Annotated in this window: 15 protein-coding genes and 1 riboswitch; of the genes, 5 read left to right on the plus strand and 10 right to left on the minus strand. The window is 36.8% G+C overall.

What is annotated here, in order from left to right; genetic code table 11:
- Window positions 1-55: 55 nt before the first annotated feature.
- Window positions 56-814 (minus strand): phosphodiester glycosidase family protein, encoded by a 759-nt coding sequence (locus tag AC07U8_RS11270; protein ID WP_270382448.1) that lies wholly within the window; start codon window positions 812-814, stop codon window positions 56-58.
- A gap of 182 nt (window positions 815-996) precedes the next feature.
- On the opposite strand from AC07U8_RS11270, the gene AC07U8_RS11275 reads away from it, so the two are divergent.
- Window positions 997-1,533: a lecithin retinol acyltransferase family protein gene (locus AC07U8_RS11275; RefSeq protein WP_009584082.1), complete on the plus strand. Its 537-nt coding sequence runs from the start codon at window positions 997-999 to the stop codon at window positions 1,531-1,533.
- Between the two features lie 99 nt (window positions 1,534-1,632).
- On the opposite strand, the gene AC07U8_RS11280 is transcribed toward AC07U8_RS11275, so the two are convergent.
- Window positions 1,633-2,079: an SRPBCC domain-containing protein gene (locus AC07U8_RS11280; RefSeq protein WP_494737893.1), complete on the minus strand. Its 447-nt coding sequence runs from the start codon at window positions 2,077-2,079 to the stop codon at window positions 1,633-1,635.
- A gap of 110 nt (window positions 2,080-2,189) precedes the next feature.
- On the minus strand, window positions 2,190-3,242 hold the full coding sequence (locus AC07U8_RS11285) for an aldo/keto reductase (protein ID WP_270382450.1): 1,053 nt from the start codon (window positions 3,240-3,242) through the stop codon (window positions 2,190-2,192).
- A 102-nt stretch (window positions 3,243-3,344) separates the two neighbouring features.
- Here AC07U8_RS11285 and AC07U8_RS11290 point away from each other — a divergent pair, with 102 nt between their 5' ends.
- Entirely contained in the window at window positions 3,345-4,247 is a 903-nt protein-coding gene (locus AC07U8_RS11290; RefSeq protein WP_270382451.1) for a LysR family transcriptional regulator, read from the plus strand.
- A gap of 266 nt (window positions 4,248-4,513) precedes the next feature.
- Here AC07U8_RS11290 and AC07U8_RS11295 read toward each other — a convergent pair whose 3' ends face one another.
- Together AC07U8_RS11295 and AC07U8_RS11300 are read right to left on the minus strand one after the other, a co-directional pair.
- Window positions 4,514-4,834 carry a pyrimidine/purine nucleoside phosphorylase gene (locus AC07U8_RS11295; protein WP_270382452.1) on the minus strand — a complete coding sequence of 107 codons (321 nt, stop codon included), beginning with the start codon at window positions 4,832-4,834 and terminating at the stop codon, window positions 4,514-4,516.
- Between the two features lie 136 nt (window positions 4,835-4,970).
- A complete protein-coding gene (locus tag AC07U8_RS11300; protein ID WP_270382453.1) occupies window positions 4,971-6,692 on the minus strand; it encodes a glutamine--tRNA ligase/YqeY domain fusion protein in 1,722 nt (573 codons plus the stop codon).
- A gap of 168 nt (window positions 6,693-6,860) precedes the next feature.
- Between AC07U8_RS11300 and AC07U8_RS11305 the strand changes: the two genes are divergently transcribed.
- The 3 genes from AC07U8_RS11305 to nfsB all read left to right on the plus strand — a co-directional run bounded on the left by AC07U8_RS11305 (window position 6,861) and on the right by nfsB (window position 8,961).
- Window positions 6,861-7,370 carry a peptidylprolyl isomerase gene (locus tag AC07U8_RS11305; protein ID WP_004821835.1) on the plus strand — a complete coding sequence of 170 codons (510 nt, stop codon included), beginning with the start codon at window positions 6,861-6,863 and terminating at the stop codon, window positions 7,368-7,370.
- A gap of 92 nt (window positions 7,371-7,462) precedes the next feature.
- Window positions 7,463-8,209: a UDP-2,3-diacylglucosamine diphosphatase gene (locus AC07U8_RS11310; RefSeq protein WP_494737894.1), complete on the plus strand. Its 747-nt coding sequence runs from the start codon at window positions 7,463-7,465 to the stop codon at window positions 8,207-8,209.
- A gap of 98 nt (window positions 8,210-8,307) precedes the next feature.
- The gene (gene nfsB, locus AC07U8_RS11315) at window positions 8,308-8,961 is read left to right on the plus strand and encodes an oxygen-insensitive NAD(P)H nitroreductase (protein WP_315079651.1); all 654 of its coding nucleotides are present in this window, start codon (window positions 8,308-8,310) and stop codon (window positions 8,959-8,961) included.
- A gap of 80 nt (window positions 8,962-9,041) precedes the next feature.
- Here the strand turns inward: nfsB and AC07U8_RS11320 are convergent, their stop codons facing one another.
- The 5 genes from AC07U8_RS11320 to rodA form a co-directional block, all read right to left on the minus strand.
- The gene (locus tag AC07U8_RS11320; protein ID WP_494737895.1) at window positions 9,042-9,650 is read right to left on the minus strand and encodes a DUF4303 domain-containing protein; all 609 of its coding nucleotides are present in this window, start codon (window positions 9,648-9,650) and stop codon (window positions 9,042-9,044) included.
- Between the two features lie 82 nt (window positions 9,651-9,732).
- Window positions 9,733-10,977 carry a D-amino acid dehydrogenase gene (locus tag AC07U8_RS11325; RefSeq protein ID WP_034615308.1) on the minus strand — a complete coding sequence of 415 codons (1,245 nt, stop codon included), beginning with the start codon at window positions 10,975-10,977 and terminating at the stop codon, window positions 9,733-9,735.
- Window positions 10,978-11,149: 172 nt separating this feature from the next.
- A riboswitch (glycine riboswitch) is annotated at window positions 11,150-11,238 on the minus strand.
- A 292-nt stretch (window positions 11,239-11,530) separates the two neighbouring features.
- Window positions 11,531-12,190, minus strand: coding sequence for an Imm19 family immunity protein (locus AC07U8_RS11330; protein ID WP_494737896.1), 660 nt, complete (start codon window positions 12,188-12,190; stop codon window positions 11,531-11,533).
- 18 nt (window positions 12,191-12,208) lie between these two features.
- The gene (locus AC07U8_RS11335) at window positions 12,209-13,477 is read right to left on the minus strand and encodes a D-amino acid dehydrogenase (protein ID WP_004719943.1); all 1,269 of its coding nucleotides are present in this window, start codon (window positions 13,475-13,477) and stop codon (window positions 12,209-12,211) included.
- A 543-nt stretch (window positions 13,478-14,020) separates the two neighbouring features.
- On the minus strand, window positions 14,021-15,157 hold the full coding sequence (gene rodA / locus AC07U8_RS11340; RefSeq protein WP_004821848.1) for a rod shape-determining protein RodA: 1,137 nt from the start codon (window positions 15,155-15,157) through the stop codon (window positions 14,021-14,023).
- Window positions 15,158-15,186: the final 29 nt, after the last annotated feature.

The raw sequence follows: 15,186 nt of genomic DNA on the forward strand, positions 1-15,186 counted from the left end.
TAAAAATGGGTATATTGCATCAATATACCCATTTTAATTGATGATCATTAATTTTTTAATGACCACATTGAGACGATTCTTGATAGACGAATATTGGTCCTAAGTCATAAACTTGATCATTCCTTTTTGCTTGTGGAATGTATGCACTTGAAATGCTTCCATCTAAATATAAAGCTTGATCATTCTTGAGCTGTGTTTTAAAAATATCAGCGAACTCATAAAAATTAATTTTGCCACGACTAATCACAAAATAGAGCTGATTATTTTTGATTCCAACTCCATTCCTAATTTTCAACGAGTCTGAGTCTTTTACAAAGATTGGATTAATTTGTCCATTGATGACCAGCATCGGACCCGATTGTGTCGCAAAGCGTGCTTTAAACTTAGACTTTTGATACTGGGTTGTGGTTTGAATGACAGCTTGATGATCATTCCAAGCCACCACACCATTGGGTTGCATAAAGAAGTTACCAAATTTATTCTTTTGTTGATTTAATTCAACCTGTTGTTTGTTTTGCTCAATATACAGCCCAACAGGTGTAAAATTGGCATGATACATTCCTGCATTCATAGCAAAACTGATATTACATTTCTTTAGGTTCTTTTGTAACGTAGTAAATTTCTTGTAGGGTTGTGCATATTGATCTTTAAGGTATAACTGTAATTTACTCAGATCATCAATTAGCACCACATCTGCAATCACCTTCTGATCTTTACTGATTTTAGTATATGTCGTCTCAGCATGTAGCTGAAATGAAAAAGTACTCAATCCTATACTGGTCAAAAAGGTATAGATCCAATATCTCAAACGCATAAACTTTAATTCCAAACCATCTTTTCAATTTTTTAATTCATAATGTATGCTATTTTGCATTTTAAATGTAATTTTTTACTTAATTATCACTTTAAGGGCTATTAAATTCATTACGCATCGCTATAATCATTCTATCCTTTCAATTAAATACATGTGTACAATTTATTTGAACTGAGTGGAATATGCAGACAAAACAAATAACCAAATACCCGATTGGAGCACATTTAATCGTCAAACATTTTGGCTATAGCCATCATGGCATTTATGCAGGACGAGGTCGTGTGATTCATTATTCTGGTTTTGCACATTTCTTTAAAAAGCGTCCGATAGAAATGACCTCTCTCGAAAAATTCTCACATGGTAAATCCATACGCGTACGTCTTTATGAGCAACCCAAATTTTCAGGTCGTCATGTCGTACGTCGTATGCGCTCACGTATGCATGAAAACAGCTATCATTTAATTATCAATAATTGTGAACACCTTTGTAGTTGGGCAATCACAGGGGTAGAAAGTAGTCCACAAGTGGTTAAAATGATGAATCGTTTAACCACAATTGGTTATATTAGTTCAATCATGACCTATATGAATGGATTATTCTTAACCGTGGCGACCACATGCTTTGCATTGGTGTTATATATAAAAATGAAACTCAGGGCTCAATCAAAACTTAAACTTCCTGCCTATCTTTCGATGAAAGACCAACACACCAAAAAGTAAAATTTTTAGGCTTTATTCATTTATATAATGAGCAATCTATAGCACCCACTTCAAGTAAAAAATGAGTGCCAAATCATGGGATATGATGCTTTCATCTTTTTAAAAAGGTGGAAATTTATCTTCGACCAAATTCAGCACCAAGCCATGTTCCAAATATGCTTTTAGACCATCCAATACCGTCGTAAATCCGCCAGTCGCATCAATTATAAATTTAGTCAGTTCAGAGCCTTGTAACGGTATGTCATAATTTCGAATGGTGACATAAGTTTGCTCAATACTGACCACTTCAAAAATAAAATCTACAGACGTTTTAGGATCTTCGCCCCATGCAATTTGAATCAATTTATTTTCAAGAATATTAAAAACCATGACTTTTGATTTTACTTGATACTTATCCCAAGCCCACTGCAAAATTTTTCCTTCTTTTAGAGGTCCAGTGGAACTGCTAAACCAAAACTTAGAGGTTATTGCTGGGTCTATAAAAGCATTAAAAACCTCAGCTACAGGTTTACGAATTAACATTTGTGTTTCAATGGTTGGATTCATTCTTATGGCTCTATTTAATTTATAGGAATAACAATTGGATCAATAGGAAGATACTGATAACACAACTGCGTATGAATCAGTATCAGGTTTTTGTTAATCAATTTAAAAGCTTATTTCTGAATAAATGAAGATTCAACTAAAGCTTGATAGCGTTCGGAGAATTGACCATTCCAATACGGATAATATGGATATGGTGGATATACCGCACTGATTTGGTTTAAACGCTGTAACTGTGTTTCTGTCAATATGACATCTTTTGCAATGAGATTATCTTGTAGCTGTTGCTGGTTACGAGCACCAATTAATACCGTAGAAACTGTAGGACGCGTAAGCAACCACTTTAATGCAATTTGTGCAACTGAATAACCTGTATCTAATGATAATTCTTTCAAAGTATCAATAACCTTATAAAGATATTGATCATTTACTGGTGGTGCAAACTGCGCTGTTGCATGTAAACGACTTTGAGTTGGGATGGGATGCTCTCGATCAAACTTTCCTGTCAAACGTCCCCAACCCAATGGGCTCCAAACCACAGCACCAATGTGCTGATCATGATTTAAAGGCATTAACTCCCACTCATAGTCACGTCCAATGAGTGAATAATAAACTTGATGAGCGACCATTTTTTCATAACCATAACGATCAGCAATTGACTGTGCCTTCATCAATTGCCAACCTGAGAAGTTTGATGCGCCGATATAACGCACTTTTCCACTACGAACTAGCTCATCTAAGGTTTTCATCAATTGTTCTACACAAGTAAAACTATCAAACTGATGTAACTGTAATACATCAATATAATCGGTATTGAAACGTTTTAAAGATTGTTCAACGGCACGTATTAAATAATCACGGCTAAAACCAACTTGATTCACTTGTGGATCTTTACGAATACCCACTTTGGTTGAAATAATTACATCTTGTCGATACGGTGCTAATGCAATTCCTAGCATTTTCTCTGACACACCCTCTGAATAGGCATCAGCGCTATCAAAAAAATTAATCCCTGCGTCTATACAGGATGCAACCATTTGATTAGCATCAATTTGTTTGGTCTGTCCCCATGCAGAAAATAAAGGTCCTTTTCCACCAAAAGTTCCTGCACCAAAACCAAGCTCGGATACTTTTAATCCCGAACTTCCTAGAAGATTATATTTCATGACCATTCACCTTGTTTCAATAATCGATATTGCAAAAATAGCAATTTCAATTTATTTAAAAAATCAGGATAATCAGAAAATACTTTTTCGATTTTATGGAAAATGAATACAGAAGATTTTCAATTCTTTCTTCGTGTTGCTGAACTTGGCTCGATCAGCCAAGCAGCAAAGCATGCCAATATCGCTGTTTCAGTGGCAAGTCAGCGCATTCAACGATTAGAAAATCACTTATCGCTTAGGCTATTTTATCGCACTACCCGTAAATTGCGTTTAACTGAAGAAGCCAAGACGTTGATTGAACAGGGTCAGCCATTGTTAGCAAGTTTCCAAGCTTTAACTGAAAATCTAAAACAACAAGATCAAAAACTTTCAGGAAATATCAATATCACCGCTTCTGCTAGTTTTGGTGTGCATGTATTGGTCAAAGTTATTGCTGATTTTTTAAAGCTGCATCCTGAATTGTCGATGAACTTAGATTTAAATGATCAAAATGTAGACTTGATTGCGCAAGGAATGGATATTGCCATTCGAATTGGAAAGCTACAAGATTCATCATTGATTGCCAAACCCTTATGTATAAATAAACGTTTACTTTGTGCCTCTCCAGTTTACCTTAAGCAGTACGGCACACCTCAGCATATTGAAGATTTAGCACGACATCGCTGTATCGTTCAACGCCATCAAAAAGGTGTGAGTCATACTTGGAATTTTATTCATCCAGAAAAATCTGAACAATTATTGAGTGTCCATGTGCAAGGACACTTTATTACCAATGCTGGAGAAGGTGTGCGTCAAGCTGCTCTATCAGGGTTAGGTATATCGAATCATTCTTATTGGCATGTTCAAGATGACTTGAATGCAGGCAGATTAGTGCAAATTCTACCTGAATTTATCGTCGAACCAACGGCGATATATACTGTAGTCCCTGATCGAAAACTCATGCCAAACAAAGTCAAAGTTTTGATTGAATATCTGCAAGACCATTTCAAAAACTTTAACAAATAATTGATTTAAAGATTTAAAATTTAATTTATACCAATCAATATAACGAACTAAACCTGAGTCTTATATAAAATTCTTGATATAAAATGATATCCGTAAACGTTCTTCACAATTGTTTGAAGCAATATTTCTTTTATAAAATATCCTTATTACAAATTATTGAATACTTCGCTGATAGCCGACGGGTTTTACCTTGAGCAAAACTGTCGCTGTGCATAATGGTTTGCCCTTACGGAGCTTTACTGCTCACGCTGCAACAAAGAATGGGGTTATTCCAAATGACAAATATAATCGACTACTTCTGTGGATTGCATACTAAAACGGCTATTTGCTGGAACAGTAAAAAATTCACCTGGATGATACACCTCAGTTTCTTCACTCTGCTCTCTTTTTATAAAACATTTTCCAGAAATAATTTCGATTTTTTCGCTGACATGTGTTTCAAATATCAAAGGTTTCTCAGTAGGTAAAATCCCCCCTAATGTCTTTTTTGAACCATCTTGGCATTCAATTACATAGCTAATCGAACGTCCTTTATAATGGATATTGGGTTTAATACGCACCGTAACTGCATCAAATTGAGAAGACATTGGCTGACCCTGATTATTATTTGTACGTTTAATATATCGCTTTTATATCCCTCAGCTCAATCAATTTTATTGAACATAAAAAACCTAGCCGAAGCTAGGTTTTAAATTGAGATTGACTGAATGCTCAACGCAATGATTATTTACCCGGCTTAAAGCTGTCTTTCAAATCCAGAATACGGTTAAACACAGGTTTTTCAGTCGTATGATCATATTGATCTGCAACAAAATAACCTTCTCGCTCAAACTGAAAACGATCTTCTGGTTTTGCTAGAGCCAAAGCAGGTTCAACCACTGCTTGTACGATTTTTAAAGATTCAGGATTTAAAAACTTCAAGAAATCATCATCGGCATCAGGCGCAGCTTCTGTAAATAAACGATCATAAATGCGCACTTCGGCAGGAACCCCTTGAGTTGCAGAGACCCAATGAATAACGCCTTTTACTTTACGACCTTCTGGATTTTTACCTAAAGTTTCAGGGTCAATTGAACATTTCAGCTCAATAACTTCTCCATTTTCATCTTTAATCACTTCGTCACATTTGATCACATAGGCATGACGTAAACGAACTTCCCCATCTGGAACCAAACGCTTAAAGCCTTTTGGTGGCACTTCTTCAAAATCTTTACGATCAATATAGATTTCTGTGCTTAAAGGAATAATACGATCACCCATATCTACATTTGGATGGCGTGCATGTTTAAGTTGCATATCCGCTGGTAGATTGGTTAATGTCACCTTCAATGGATTTAATACAGCCATACCACGCGCTGCTGTATTTTCAAGCGACTGACGAATACAGAACTCAAGCATAGCCACATCAACAATACCATCCGTTTTAGACACCCCAACACGCTTACAGAAATCACGTAAACCTTCAGGAGTAAATCCACGACGACGCATCCCCACAACAGTTGGCATACGCGGGTCATCCCAACCATGAACATAGTTACCTTCTACCAATTTACGTAATTTACGTTTAGAGGTAATCGTATAGTCTATATTTAAACGGCTAGATTCATACTGACGTGGAACTGATTGTGAATGCACTTTCTCAACCACCCAATCATAAAATGGACGATGGTCTTGAAACTCTAAAGTACATAATGAATGGGTAATTCCTTCAATCGCATCTGACAATGGATGAGCATAGTCATACATTGGGTACATTTTCCATTTATCACCCGTTTGGTGATGTTCTGAATGAAGTACACGATATAGAATTGGATCACGCATATGTACATTTGGTGAGGTCATATCAATTTTGGCACGTAATACTGCTTCACCTTCGGCCAATTCACCATTGTTCATTTTTTCAAAACGAGCAAGGTTTTCTTCAATAGATGCATCTCGATAAGGTGAGTTTTTACCTGGCTCGACAAAATTACCACGGTTAATTCTAATTTCTTCTGGGCTTTGTAGATCTACATAAGCATCGCCCTGTTTGATCAACTGAACTGCCCAAGTATGTAATTGGTCAAAATAGCTTGATGCATAGCGAGGTTCGCCATTCCACTCAAAACCTAACCATTTTACGTCATTGGCAATACCATCAACATATTCTTGTTCTTCAGCATCTGGGTTGGTGTCATCAAAACGTAAGTTACACAAACCATCGTATTCTTGAGCGATGCCAAAATTTAAGCAAATAGCCTTTACATGGCCAATATGTAGATAACCATTTGGCTCAGGTGGAAAACGTGTAACAACTTTTTGTGTACGGCCCGCTGCCAAATCTTCTGTAATGACTTGGCGTACAAAATCTAAGCCCGCTTGTTGTTCTTGCTGCGCATTATCGACAGGGCTTGGACTATTTGTCGGGGTTTTCGGCAGTTCTGAAACAACATCATTTGGCTTCATAGTTGATAAATCACTTCTAAAAGTTAAAATTGAATATAGAAAATGTGATTTTATCCTTTTTTAACAAAAGAATTTCACATTTTTACTTGCTATGTAGTTTACAGTTTGCTTATGCTTCTCTCAACCAAAAACCCATGACATTTTTAGTCATGATTAGGAGATTATAGAATGAGTTTTCCTCAAGTCGAATTAAACACCAACAAAGGACGCATTGTTCTTGAACTTAACTCTGAAAAAGCACCAAAAACTGTTGCTAACTTTTTAGAATATGTTCGTGATGGTTTTTATGATGGCGTAATCTTCCATCGTGTTATTGATGGTTTCATGATCCAAGGCGGTGGCATGGATGAAAACTTCAAAGAAAAAACCACACGTGATTCAATTGAAAATGAAGCGGACAATGGTTTAAGCAATGACGAAGGTACGATTGCAATGGCACGTACTCAAGCGCCTCACTCTGCTTCTGCACAATTCTTTATCAATGTAAAAAACAACTCTTTCCTTAACCATACAGGTAAAACTGCTCAAGGTTGGGGTTATGCAGTATTTGGTAAAGTAACTGAAGGTTTAGACATCGTTGAAGCAATCAAAGGCGTTCGTACAGGTAACCGTGGTTATCATGCTGATGTTCCTTTAGAAAACATTGTGATTGAATCTGCAAAAATTATCTCTGAATAATTTATAAATCCTCCCGAAGCTGACTTTTAAATAAAGGAATACTGTCCCCTTTACAAAGCAAGCTTGGGAGAATTATTAAATAGGAAAAATAAGTGACCTATCTGTTTATCGCTGATTTACATTTGTCACCAGAACACCCTCGACTGGTTCGAGGGTTTTTTGATTTATTAGAACACTATAAATATCAAAATACGCAACTGTTTATTCTCGGTGACTGGTTTAATGCTTGGATTGGGGATGATTATACTGCGCCTTGGTTAGATGAAATTATTGAGCATCTAAAACAATTTTCCTTGCAAGCTGGTAATCAAGTTTATTTTCAAGTGGGTAATCGTGATTTTGCCTTAGGGCAAACGTTTTTAAATCAGTTTAATGGAAAATTACTACCTGAATTTTATACATTTAGCATTGGTGAAAAAAAATTCCGTCTTGAACATGGCGATGCCTTATGTACCGATGATATTTCTTATCAACGATTTAAAAAAATTATTCGCAATCCGATTGTATTGGGACTTTTAAAAAGCACCCCACTTGGTTTTAGACAAAAACTTGCCAATGGTTTTCGTAAAAAAAGCCGTGAATCTCAACAAAATAAATCCTATGAAATTATGGATGTTAACCAACAAGCAGTAGAAAAAGCAGTTAATAATGTCGATCTGTTGGTTCATGGTCATACTCATCGCCCTGAAATTCATGATGTAAATGGTAAAGCTAGAATTGTTTTAGGGGATTGGCGTGAAAAAACATCTGAAGCAATGATTTTAGAAGTGGATGAAAATGCGGATTGGAAATTTATTAAATGGAAAATTTCAGACACAAATCACTTTACCCATGATTAAAAATCATAATTTTTCACTTTTATTTACGTTTTGAAGATTCAAATTTCGCGATTTTAGCATACAATATATCGAAAATTTACGATATATGAGATCGCCTTATGGATGTATTAAATGTAGCAAAAACACGTTACACCACAAAAGCTTATGATTCTTCTAAAAAGATTCCTCAAGCACAATTTGCACGTTTACTTGAAATCCTGCGTTTAACCCCCTCGTCAATTAATATCCAGCCTTGGCATTTTTTTATTGCTGAGAATGATGCAGCTAAACAACGTATTGCTAAAGCCTTAGTCGGAAAATATAGCTACAACGCACCAAAAGTTTTAGATTCATCACATACGATTTTATTCTGTACCAAAGCAGATATTACAGAACAGCACCTGAGTAATTTACTTCAGCAGGATGATCTCAGTGGCCGCTTTAAAGATGACAAGGCCAAACAAGGTCAAAAAGACAGTCGTACAGGCTATGTCTCTTATTATCGCAATGAAAAAGGTGATATTCAGCGCTGGGCGGAAAATCAAACCTTTATCGCACTGGGTCAAATGCTGTTAGCTGCAGGTATTGAAGGTATCGATGCAACGCCAATCGGTGGTTTTGACGAAGATATTCTGACTGAAGAATTAGGCTTAATTGAAAAGAATTTGGTCCCGTCTGTGATTATGACACTCGGTTATCGTAGTGATACTGACTTTAATGCAAAATTGCCCAAGTCTCGTTTGACCCAAGAAGAAGTCTTTACTCGTCTATAACGTTTAAAGTGCTTGCTTCCACTCAAGAAGTGCTGTGGGGCACATCACGTCCCTCAGCATTGAATCATAAGCATATTTTGTTAAGAGAAATCACTTTCACAAGCATCCATAAATTCATTGATTAACGCGCTTGGATTGGCTCTTTTGGTCCACGAAATGGGTTCTTCATAATATTCAAGCTCATGAATAATGACTGGAAGATTTTTCCCAAATGTATCTTGAAGAATATTTTCAGAAAATAGTTGCTGAACCATTTTGATTATTTGTGTAATAAACAATTGAGCAAACTGCTCGCCTTTTTCTAAAAGTTCATTAAATAGTGCATCATCTTCTTGTTCAGCATATTCCATCTGTTTTTGAGAATAATAAAATGGCGTTTGCTCAAACCATTGTGCCAAAAGCTGATCACTCTCCCCACCAATATCCCAAGATGGCTGTTGTAACCAATAGGCATAATTCCATTTCGCTTCAGCTTGACTCGAAGCTTCAGAAATTTGCGCTTGAAACTGTTCATTGGTATTAAAGTTAAGTTCAACTTTGGGAAAACAAGGTTCATCATCGTCACAATAGTAGTACAAGGCCAAGGCATACACATCGTGATAATTTTGTGCAATATATTGAATCGATTCAACTAACTTTGCATAACTCGTTTCATACCAGTGCTTTTGCGTTGTTGATTCTATATTCATAACACACCTAATTATTTTTACCAGCACTCTGGTGAATATGGACATTCACCAGAGTGCAAATACCTAAGTATTGCCTATACGATTAAATCGGATGCGAGCTTGCAATTTCCTGACTAATCATCACAGCTGTTGCAGCAGACAACGTCCAGCCCAAATGCCCATGCCCTGTATTGTAAAATACCCGTTCACGTTTTCCACGTTTTACCACTGGCATCATGTTCGGCATCATCGGACGCAAACCTGCCCACGGGATACAATGCTCGGTTGAAATATCGAAGTTCTTATTGACCCAATCTGTTAAAGGTTGGATACGATCTGAGCGGATATCTCGATTATAGCCATTAAATTCAGCTGTTCCAGCAATACGTAAACGATTAGCACCTAATCGTGACGTGACGATTTTCGCACTTTCATCGAGCAAGCTGACCCAAGGTGCGCCATTGATACTTTTCTCATCATCCAATTGTACGGTGATTGAATAGCCTTTTACAGGATAAACATTCACACGGTCGCCCAATTGATTGGCCAATTGGTAACTGCCAACACCACCACAAATCACCACGGCATCTGCACTGAGTTGTTCAACTGCTACTGAACCACCTTCCATGTTTTCAACACTCGAATGATATTGAATATTTACCCCATTGGCAGTGTGTTCTACATTAACGACTTCCATACCAAATAAATATTTTACCCCATATTTTTCAGTGGCTTTGGCAAGTCCAGTGGTAAATTTATGGATATCACCAGTTGCATCACCTGGGCAATAAAAACCACCATAGTATTCACCCGTCAAACTCGGTTCGATGGATTTAATTTCTTCATTGGTCACGGCATGGCGTTCTAGGCCACCTTTACATAACAGCGCATTGACGTTGGTTGCCACTTTATAATCATATTCAGAATGGTAGAAATGTAAGATGCCACGTTTTTCTAAATCAAAATCAATGCCTTCTTGTTCAGCAATATTAAATAGCCTTTGACGCGCTAAAAGTGCCATTTTCACTGTATTTTGAGTATTTGCTTCATAGTGTTTGATATTGCCAAGGAATTCGACCAGCCATGCATATTTGTGCAAATCAAAAGATGGATTGAGCAATAATGGTGCATCTTTCTTCGCCATCCATTTAATGCCTTTTAACACAGTGGATTTTTGATTCCACACTTCAGCATTACATGCAGACAGCTGCCCACCATTGGCAAAAGATGTTTCCATGGCGGGAAACAAATGTTTATCAATAACAGTAACTTGATAACCTAATTGAGCAAGTTCATAGGCAGAGGTAACACCTGTAATACCTGAACCAATAATGACGACATGACACATACGCACACTCCGTTGAAATGCAATATTTTTTATTACATTGTCAATGTATGCCCCATCTGTCATGTGTACCTGAGAGCTTCGATAAAAACCTAAACTATTTAGGCTTTACCATCCCCTTCGGTGAGTCATTTCTTTTTTGTTTTCAATAGAATGACTTCTCTCCAGAGGTTTTACAATGATTACAGTCCTTTTGCCTGAGAGTTTCCGGGGTCGTTGCTCCTTCGGCGAGTCCGCAAGAGACTTCTCTCCTGCAATCATCTTTCCTTGTATTAGCAATTAATATGCCATGAATTTGTTCGAATACAAGTAAAATATGTTCAATTATTCTCTAATTTTTAAATTAAACATTAAGATCTTTAAATTGCTTAAGAATTAAATAGCTTAGCGATTAACTTGTTCAGCGACTCTGGCTCTGTTGTAGCTTGATTGAAGTCAGCATCAAGCTTTGTCAATTCTTGAAAAGTTGTCGAACATCTTGCAAAGTTACAGCGAATGTTTTTCATTTCCCTATTTCTAATCGCGGTAAACAACGCTTTTATTATTATTTTCATATTTAATTATGCTTTAAAATAAGATTAATGGTTTTTATATGTTCCAAATCATCAGGATATAACTCAACATTACGCATACTATGATTTTGTCGATTTAATATCCCGATTTGTTCATCTTTATAAAATTCTTGATTCATCTTTAAACCATTCACAATACAATTTGCGATGTAATCTTGTTGCCCTTGAAATGACGGAATGTTATTTAATCTTTTTGATATTTGAATTTTAGCCTCTAAAGTCTGTTGAGGTTCAACACCCAGCATCGTTAAAAATAATAAGAAATGCTGATCATTCAATTGAAAACTCAAAAACTCTTCTAGCGTAAAAAACCATGCTTCAAAGTGCCCACCCAGATTGCCTATGTATAGATCATTTAGATAATAATTGATCTGTTCTTGAGCAAACTGGATATCTACCCGAATATCCGCACTAATAGAAAATTGGTAATTTCGAATGCTATTATTTTCACTGAGTAGAAATGATTGATACCACGTGGCTAATTCTTTGTTATATGGGTCTAAGCCAACCGCTTCCTGAATCGCCTCATCTAAATTCAGCTCTTTTTCTTCATCAAAACCACGAAGTAAAAGCAGAAACCAATGCCAAAAATGCACATTGGAAAATGAAATTTCCTGTTCTGCGACTTGGTGATTTTGATTCATATCGCCTTAACAATCGTCTTAGTGATTCACTGAGTCATATCGGAACACATTCAAATCATCATATTCAATTTGTGGGGTGGTTCCAGAAATAATATCGGATAATAATTTTGCTGAACCACATGACATGGTCCAACCTAAAGTTCCATGCCCTGTATTGGTATATAGGTTTTGATACCTTGTTTTACCAACAATCGGGGTTCCATCAGGCGTGGCTGGTCTTAAACCCGTCCAGAAATGTGCATCTGATATGTCACTTGCATTTGGAAATAATTGTTGTAAAACCATAAGCAAAGTGTCTTCACGGCTAGATTTTAAAGAGCGATCAAAACCATTAATTTCAGCCATCCCGCCTACACGAATTCGATCATCAAAACGGGTTAAGGCAATTTTATAAGACTCATCTAAGATTGTAGAAACCGGTGAAAGTGCCGGATCAACAATTTTGGTGGTGATCGAATAGCCTTTTAAAGGGTATACAGGTGCATCTATCTCTAATTGTTTGAGCATCTCATGACTATAACTGCCCAATGCCATGACATAAGCATCTCCCTTGATTTTGCTACCATCTTTCAAGTGAATCGCGGTAATCCGTTCAGCATCTTTTTCGATTGATTCGATTACCGTATTAAATAAAAAATTGACTCCTTGCTTGGCAGCAAGTTCTGCCAACTCCGTTGTAAATTTTTGGCAATCGCCTGTCTGATCATTGGGTAAACGCAAACCACCAACAAAATCAACTGTTGCATGGGCTAAAGCAGGTTCAGCCTTGATAACCCCAGCTTTATCCAATAACTCAAATGGTACACCTTCATGTTTTAAAACTTCGGTATCTTTGCCTGCCACATCCAATTGATGTTGTTTACGAAACAGTTGTAATGTGCCTAGTTGACGCTCATCAAAATGAATCTTGGTCTCTGCACGTAACTCATCCAGACAGTCACGACTATATTCAGAAATTCGTACCATTCGCTCTTTATTGATCTGGTAGCGATTGATATTACATTCAGCCAACATACGCACCATCCACTGATACTGATGCATATCGCCTGTTAGCTTAATCGCCAGTGGTGAATGTGGTTGAAACATCCATTTAAATGCTTTTAGTGGGATACCTGGCGCAGCCCAAGGTGATGCATAACCCGGAGAAATCTGCCCAGCATTGGCAAAACTGGTTTCTAAAGCCACATTGGGTTGCCGATCAATCACAGTGACTTCATGACCTGCTTGTTTTAGATAGTAGGCGGATGTTGTACCAATAACACCTGCCCCCATGATGATGATATGCATACTGAACCGAACCTTATACGAATTAATCGTCTTATAATAAAAATGATGTAGTTAGAGAAATAATTTATATGACTATTTTAATTTAGCACTTAGAACAGATTTAGCAATACCGATTTGATGTTGAAATGTCAGCTTTTATTCAACTTTAAATAGATGAATCATTCACAATATCACATGATTTTTAAACTATCAGTAAGCTATAGTCAAACCACCTAGTTATTCATAAAAGTGATTTCTATCAAGTCACTGATGATAAATAAAGCTTATGTTTTTTGAAACTAAAGCTCCCTCATCCTAGCCTTCTCCCACAGGGAGAAGAAACTTTCAATACCAATATAATTCACTCCACAGGATCATATTTTGATTTATGAAAGATCTTTATTAATGAGGAGAAATTGTATTTTTGTATCTGCGTTTTTGATAGGTTGACTATATAAGCGATTTAATTTTAAGAAAAATATTTTTATTTATGTTTGATAGCATCCTTCTCTTAAAAAAGAGAAGGAATAGCTTTAGATTGAGAAACTCTAAATTGCAAAGATTTTATTTATGCGTATGGATAGACATAACAATACCAAAACTCGCTAACAATGCAATTACGGCTGATCCACCATAACTCATCAGCGGTAATGGATCGCCAGTTACAGGTAAAATCCCACTGACCATACCCGAGTTTACAAATACATAGAAAAACAAAGACAAACCAATCGTACCTGCCAATAAGCGACCATAGTTATGGAAGCTGCTTAAGCTAATGATCATACATCTAAAAATCATTGCAGTATAAAGTGCAAATAAGAAGAACACCCCAATAAAGCCAAATTCTTCTGCATAGGTCGACATAATAAAATCAGTATGATGCTCAGGTAAATAACCCAGCTGAGACTGTGTTCCTTCTAAGAATCCACGCCCAGTCATTCCGCCTGAACCAATCGCAATTTTAGATTGGATAATGTTCCATCCTGCCCCAAGCGCATCTGACTCAGGGTCAAATAAGGTCATAATCCTTTTCTTTTGATAAGCTTGTAATACAAAAGTCCAAATTAAAGGAAAAGCCAGTGCCAATGCCGCTAAGGTCCCAATAATTAGAGTCCACGACATGCCACTTAAAAACAAAGCAAACACGCCACCAATCACGATACCAATTGCTAAATCAGGCTGTAACAACGCCAATACGAAAGGCACCATCATGATGATCAAAGCAATTACAATGTGTTTAAACTTAGGCGGCAACGGGTTACGTGCAAAATACCATGCCATCATCAATGGCATGGCAAACTTCATAAATTCGCTGGGTTGCATACTGCCAATCCCTGGAATAGTCAGCCAGCGCTTTGCGCCTAATCGAACATCACCGACCAATAAAACCAGAATCAACAACAAAATTGCAAACAAATAAAACCAAGGACTAATCGCTTGATATACTTTTGGTGGAATTTGTGCGCAAATAAAAAGTAAAACAAAACCAACACCGAAACTCACGGCTTGTCGAATGACCATAGACATATCTTCAGAAGATGCGCTATAGACCATCAATAAACCCAAAATCGCATTGATAATTAAAAAGCCCAATAACCAAGGATCAAGGTGTAGTTTGTCCCACCTTGAAACTTTTTGATTAATACTTAAACCATCTCTGACTGATTGACGTAAAAACTTATACTGTGGCGATGGTGTCATGAATACAAATCTTAAACCTAGTTTAATCT

Source organism: Acinetobacter sp. GW821-FHT01E09, from assembly GCF_059422385.1.

Bases quoted from the DNA above. Each gene is read 5' to 3' on its own strand.
- AC07U8_RS11270 (WP_270382448.1), bottom strand. From the start codon at position 814: ATGCGTTTGAGATATTGGATCTATACCTTTTTGACCAGTATAGGATTG.
- AC07U8_RS11275 (WP_009584082.1), top strand. From the start codon at position 997: ATGCAGACAAAACAAATAACCAAATACCCGATTGGAGCACATTTAATC.
- AC07U8_RS11280 (WP_494737893.1), bottom strand. From the start codon at position 2,079: ATGAATCCAACCATTGAAACACAAATGTTAATTCGTAAACCTGTAGCT.
- AC07U8_RS11285 (WP_270382450.1), bottom strand. From the start codon at position 3,242: ATGAAATATAATCTTCTAGGAAGTTCGGGATTAAAAGTATCCGAGCTT.
- AC07U8_RS11290 (WP_270382451.1), top strand. From the start codon at position 3,345: ATGAATACAGAAGATTTTCAATTCTTTCTTCGTGTTGCTGAACTTGGC.
- AC07U8_RS11295 (WP_270382452.1), bottom strand. From the start codon at position 4,834: ATGTCTTCTCAATTTGATGCAGTTACGGTGCGTATTAAACCCAATATC.
- AC07U8_RS11300 (WP_270382453.1), bottom strand. From the start codon at position 6,692: ATGAAGCCAAATGATGTTGTTTCAGAACTGCCGAAAACCCCGACAAAT.
- AC07U8_RS11305 (WP_004821835.1), top strand. From the start codon at position 6,861: ATGAGTTTTCCTCAAGTCGAATTAAACACCAACAAAGGACGCATTGTT.
- nfsB (WP_315079651.1), top strand. From the start codon at position 8,308: ATGGATGTATTAAATGTAGCAAAAACACGTTACACCACAAAAGCTTAT.
- AC07U8_RS11320 (WP_494737895.1), bottom strand. From the start codon at position 9,650: ATGAATATAGAATCAACAACGCAAAAGCACTGGTATGAAACGAGTTAT.
- AC07U8_RS11325 (WP_034615308.1), bottom strand. From the start codon at position 10,977: ATGTGTCATGTCGTCATTATTGGTTCAGGTATTACAGGTGTTACCTCT.
- AC07U8_RS11330 (WP_494737896.1), bottom strand. From the start codon at position 12,190: ATGAATCAAAATCACCAAGTCGCAGAACAGGAAATTTCATTTTCCAAT.
- AC07U8_RS11335 (WP_004719943.1), bottom strand. From the start codon at position 13,477: ATGCATATCATCATCATGGGGGCAGGTGTTATTGGTACAACATCCGCC.
- rodA (WP_004821848.1), bottom strand. From the start codon at position 15,157: ATGACACCATCGCCACAGTATAAGTTTTTACGTCAATCAGTCAGAGAT.